5 protein-coding genes are annotated in these 4926 nt (G+C 60.7%); 2 read left to right on the forward strand and 3 right to left on the reverse strand.

Going from position 1 to position 4926, the window contains the following annotated elements; genetic code table 11:
• Nucleotides 1–314: 314 nt before the first annotated feature.
• Nucleotides 315–566 carry an AbrB/MazE/SpoVT family DNA-binding domain-containing protein gene (locus H6B15_RS14995; protein ID WP_204648813.1) on the forward strand — a complete coding sequence of 84 codons (252 nt, stop codon included), beginning with the start codon at nt 315–317 and terminating at the stop codon, nt 564–566.
• 3 nt (nt 567–569) lie between these two features.
• Here the strand turns inward: H6B15_RS14995 and H6B15_RS15000 are convergent, their stop codons facing one another.
• Nucleotides 570–1259: a helix-turn-helix domain-containing protein gene (locus tag H6B15_RS15000; protein WP_204648814.1), complete on the reverse strand. Its 690-nt coding sequence runs from the start codon at nt 1257–1259 to the stop codon at nt 570–572.
• A 278-nt stretch (nt 1260–1537) separates the two neighbouring features.
• Between H6B15_RS15000 and H6B15_RS15005 the strand changes: the two genes are divergently transcribed.
• Complete coding sequence (locus tag H6B15_RS15005) at nt 1538–2173, forward strand: histidine phosphatase family protein (RefSeq protein WP_204648815.1); 636 nt, start codon at nt 1538–1540, stop codon at nt 2171–2173.
• A 55-nt stretch (nt 2174–2228) separates the two neighbouring features.
• Here H6B15_RS15005 and H6B15_RS15010 read toward each other — a convergent pair whose 3' ends face one another.
• Together H6B15_RS15010 and H6B15_RS15015 are read right to left on the reverse strand one after the other, a co-directional pair.
• Complete coding sequence (locus H6B15_RS15010) at nt 2229–3632, reverse strand: DUF3048 C-terminal domain-containing protein (protein ID WP_204648816.1); 1404 nt, start codon at nt 3630–3632, stop codon at nt 2229–2231.
• A gap of 117 nt (nt 3633–3749) precedes the next feature.
• The coding region (locus tag H6B15_RS15015) for a DUF3048 domain-containing protein (protein WP_204648817.1) at nt 3750–4926 on the reverse strand (1177 nt) is incomplete at its 5' end.

Below are 4926 nucleotides of genomic sequence, written 5' to 3' on the forward strand. Positions count from 1 at the left end.
GCACAGGAGGTTCTTTCTCTTCACTAAAGTATTTTTTATCCACCCCCAGTTGAACTGGGGGATTTTATCATGCCTATTCGGCGCCATAAGAAAAACTGCCGCCCCGCGCCATGCGGGACGGCAGTTTTTTGCATAAAAAACCAAGAGTCTGGTTTTATTTCCAAATATTGACAAATCTTCCAAAATATCGTATACTATCCACAAGAAATTGAGGCCGACGTCAGGATTCGACAGCAAATGTAGTTATCCGGCCACAAATAACGCCTTGGTCCGCGTTTTTTCGCGGCGGGGCACAGAGCGGGAGGGAACCCACCATGAAATCGACAGGCATCATCCGGAATGTGGACGGTCTGGGACGCATTGTGCTGCCCAAAGACCTGCGCAAACAGTACGGCATTACGCCGGATACACCCTTGGAAATCATGACCGATTCGGACTGCATTGTGCTGCGCAAATACCGTCCGGCCGGCTGCTGTGAATTCTGCGGCGATGTGGCCGACGACGTGGTGATCTTCCACGGCAAGCCCATCTGCGGCGCCTGCCGCAAGGCCCTTGCCATGATGTAAGCCTCAGTGCTGGGTACCGCGCACGGTCTCCTCACTGTTTTTGACCAGGTTCATCAGGCTGGTGGCATGGCGGGGGTATTCCCGGGCCAGACTTTCGGTGGTCATGTTGAACACCGCCGGATCGGGGGCGGGACCGCCCTCATCCTCCCCGGCCAGGACCGCCGCCAGTTCTCCCTGTTGGCAGGCCATGGCCGCGTCGGCGGCGTGCTGCCACCGGGCCGGGCTGACCCGGAACAGACTGGCCACGTTCTTGGGCGCCGCCTGGTACAGCTGGCGGAACATGCCGTAGACCGCCAGCATCAGATAGTTGCTGACCGCCGTGACCACCCGCTTGTCGTGGCACTGGTCCAGCTTGTCAAACAGGATATCCAACGAATTTTCGATGAGTTTTTTGTACATGGTGGGCAGGACGCTGCCGCGGTAGACACTGCCGGAGGTGGAACTGCCTTCGGGCAGATCCTCCACCGTGATGGTCTGGCCGCTGCGCTCCGCACTGCGCCCCAGCAGATAATCACACGAAACACCGTAATAATCGGCCACCTGCACCACAAATTCCAGGCCGCATTCCCGGATGCCTTTTTCGTAATGGGAAAGCTGCGCCTGGCTGATGCCCAGGTCGCTGGCCGCCTGTTTCTGCGTGATGCCACGTTCTTTTCGCAGCAGGGTGATAATTCGGTTGAATTCCATTGCCATCTTGTTGCCGTCCTTCACACTCTTTACATAGTGTTGATTATATCTGTGAAAAAACGCTTTGTAAAGACCATTTTCGTCAATTTTTTCGGCAGATTTCCGGCAGTTTGTGCGGGCAAGTGCCACCATCAACTAGATATTGGACCTGCCAACAAACCTGAGGTGCAAATATTGTGCCCCCAAATTCTGGCAAAGCCGGAAAGAGCCATAAATTGTAATAAATTTGTAATCTTTTGTTTTTCTGTTTTTCAACGCTATTTTTCCTACGGGAGGACCTGACCTTGAAATATTACAAGCTGCATCTGATCCGTCACGGCCTGACGGCCGCCAACCTGGAAGGCCGCTACATCGGCAGCGGCACCGACCTGCCTTTGTGCGAGGAGGGCAAGGCCGACCTGCTTTCGCTGAAACAGCAGTTCGAATACCCCCAGGTAAGCCTGGTGTTCACCTCTCCCCTGCTGCGCGCCAAAGAGACCGCCGAAATCCTTTACCCCGGGGTGCGCACCATCGTGCTGCAGGACCTGCGGGAGATGGGCTTCGGCGTGTTTGAGAACCGGCTGCTCACCGACCTGGCCAAAGACCCCGCCTTTGCCGCCTGGATGGATCCCACCAGCGAGACGGTGCCCGAGGGCGCGGAAAGCCGCCAGGCCTTTGCCGAGCGGTCCGGCAGCATGCTGATGAAGCTGTTTGAATTCATGATCAAGACCCACACCGAGGAGGCCGCCTGCGTGACCCACGGCGGGGTGATCCTGAACATGCTGGCCCGGCACGCCCTACCCCAGCGCCGCCCCGAAGAATGGATGACCGACCCGGGATGCGGCTACAGCCTGCGGCTGGACGCCGCCATGTGGATGCGGGACCACCTGGCCGAGGCCTACGACGTGGTGCCCCTGGGATACCTGGACGGTCAGGACTGAGAGAACCGGAAACGCCCCGGCAAGCAGTGCTTGCCGGGGCGCTTTTTAATCGAAATTATTCGGCGGCAGGTTCGCTTTCGGCGGAATCCGCGGCGGCGGGTTCGCCGGTATCGCCCTCGGGTGCCGGGGTGGGTGTGCCGAACATGGCATCGTAGGCAGCCTGGGCCGCGTTCAGGGCATCATTGGCGGCAGCCAGACGCTCCGAGGCCGCGGCATCGTCGGCCGGGTCCTCGGTGGCGGCGGCATCATTCACCGCCTGCTGGGCCGCGGACAGTTCCTCCCGGGCCGTCAGCAGCGCGTTCTTCACGTCCTGTTGCTGCTGGGCCGCAGCGGCGGCCTCGTCCGAGACGGCGCTTTCCAGCAGGGCGGGCCTGGCGGGCAGGGTCTGCTCGGTGCCGTCCGCCGCAAACAGCTGGATGGCCTGGCCGTAATAGCCGCCCCAGATGGCCAGATAGGTCTTGCCGGGGTTGACGGCCAGGGTGGCACCGGAAGCATCGGTGAGGGACAGGGGCGCGGCGGCGTCCCTCTTGGTCCAGCGGATTTCCTGCCAGGCGCCGTCGGTCAGATACAGGCCGGTGCCACCGGACAGGTCATACTGGCGGGTGTAGCCGTCGTCCTTGATGCCGCTGGAGGCATACAGCACCACCACATTTTTGAAGGCAGCCTGTTCCCCGGTGTCCGCGTCCATGGTGGGGGTGCCGTCAAAGTTGTGGCGCAGGTACAGGCCCGTATCGGCGTTGTATTTGAGCTCGGCCCCCGCCGTCTGGGAGAAGGTCAGGTACAGATTGACGCCGTTCTGGCTTGCCGGGGCTTTGCGCTCCTCAAAGTGGAACAGGGGCATGTTGGCGCCGGTGGTGTCCATGCTGTAGTTGGCCAGGCCGGCGGTGATCTGGTCCGCTGTGGTGTACCAGCAGTTTTCCTCCCGGTATCCGCTGGCATAGCGGTCGGCGTCAAAGGTGAAGCCGGAAGTGCCCACGTTCAGCCCGTCCATGTCCTGGTAAGTCAGGACGTTGAGCAGGTTGGAGGCGTACACCGTCTTGTTGATGTGTACCGGCACCGCGTTCAGCGGCAGCACAAACTGCAGGCCCAGGTCGGTTGCCGGCCCCACCGGCCCCACCTTGCTGATGGCGTCCCGGGTGGCAAAGACGGCGGTCAGGTTGGTGTCATACCCCTGGCTGACCCCCTCCACCAGCAGATCTGCCTTGCCCACACCCCACTGGGGGGTGGCGCCGTCCCCGTTGCGGATGGTCACGGCCACGGGACGCTGGCTGTTGTAGTCGGTGTCGGTGGTCTGGCCGGTCAGCGGATTGGTGTTGTTGACCGGCGCCGGGGTGGGCGTGGGTTCGGCCGTGGGCGCCGCGGTGGGCTGCTGAACGGATTGGGATGAACCGGGCGCCGAGCAGCCGGCCAGTATCAGGACCGACAATGCCACAGCCGCCATGCGGATGGATTTTTTCATACGTTTCCCTCTATACGGTTTGGGGTACAGTGCCCCGGATGATAGCCGCAAAGGCGCACGGCGCGCCCCGGGCAGGGGCGGCAGCTGTGCGCCTTTTCTTGTGCGGTTTGTTCAGGATCAGCCGGTGATCTCGTCCAGGCTCTGACCCAGTTCTTCGCCTTCGGCGGCTTCCACGTCGCTGTCGTTGACCACAGCTTCGCTGGTGGCGGCGTCACTGGCGGCCAGATCGTAATCGGCCAGGGTGCCGGTGTTCAGGTTGCCGGCTTCGTCAATATCCACCACGGTGACGTAGCTCTTGCCGATGTTCACATCCAGCGGGGTATCGCTGCACTGGCCGTCCTCGGTCAGGTAGTACAGGCGCAGGGCTTCCAGAGGCGTGCCTTTCTGCCAGTAAATCTTTTCGATCTTGCCGCCGTAGCAGTAGTAGCCGATGCCGCCGTTGCCGTAATCCACGTTCTGGATGTCATGGCTGTCGCCGGGATAGGCGGCCATATCGGTGTAGACGATGACCAGGTTGGTGAAGGCCAGCTGCTGGTCATACTCCTCGTCGATGGTATCCCGCCAGGAACCGTCGTTGGAGTAATACTGCTGCATCTTGTAGGTGTTGGACGCCGAGTCATACAGGAACCGGGTCTTGTAGCTCTGGGAATGGGTGATGGCCACATACTCGCCGGGCTGCACCACCGGGCCGTACTTGTCGCTGTAGGCGCTGTCCAGGCTGTTGGACAGGTCACGCACCTCGTTGGTGCGGTAGTCCACGAAGTTGAAGAAGGTGGAGTTGTAGTCGCGGTTCATATCCACGCCGTTGTCGTCGATATACTTCTTGATGTTCTCGCCGCTGGTGTACATGGTGTGCTCCAGTGCCAGACCGTTGCCGTAGCTCAGGCCTTGCCAGTTCACACGGTTGTAATCACGGTAACCGTTGGCGGCGTCGTTGTTGTTGAGCAGGCCGTACTCGTACTCCTTGGCGTACTGGCGCATGAAGACGCTTTCGCCCTCGTGCACGTACAGCGCCTGCCAGGGCAGAATCAGCTGGAAGAACTGGTCGCGGCCGGAGCGGACGGGTCCGATCTCCTCAATATCATTATAGTCATTGAACAGGGCCATAAAACGGGTGATGCCGCCCTCGACCTTGATTTCAAACAGCATCTGGGCACGGGAAAGGCCGCGCTGGGGGCGGGCCACCGTGATGTTGTTGACCATGACGCCGGTGACACGCTGGCCCACGGGATAGTCCGCATCCCGGGCTTCGCCGGTCAGCACGTTTGCCTCATAGGGGGGCAGGGTGGGTTCC

It is taken from the genome of Gemmiger formicilis (assembly GCF_016900095.1).
Classification (GTDB): Bacteria; Bacillota; Clostridia; order Oscillospirales; family Ruminococcaceae; genus Gemmiger; species Gemmiger formicilis_A.

Bases quoted from the DNA above. Each gene is read 5' to 3' on its own strand.
- H6B15_RS14995 (WP_204648813.1), top strand. From the start codon at position 315: ATGAAATCGACAGGCATCATCCGGAATGTGGACGGTCTGGGACGCATT.
- H6B15_RS15010 (WP_204648816.1), bottom strand. From the start codon at position 3,632: ATGAAAAAATCCATCCGCATGGCGGCTGTGGCATTGTCGGTCCTGATA.
- H6B15_RS15000 (WP_204648814.1), bottom strand. From the start codon at position 1,259: ATGGCAATGGAATTCAACCGAATTATCACCCTGCTGCGAAAAGAACGT.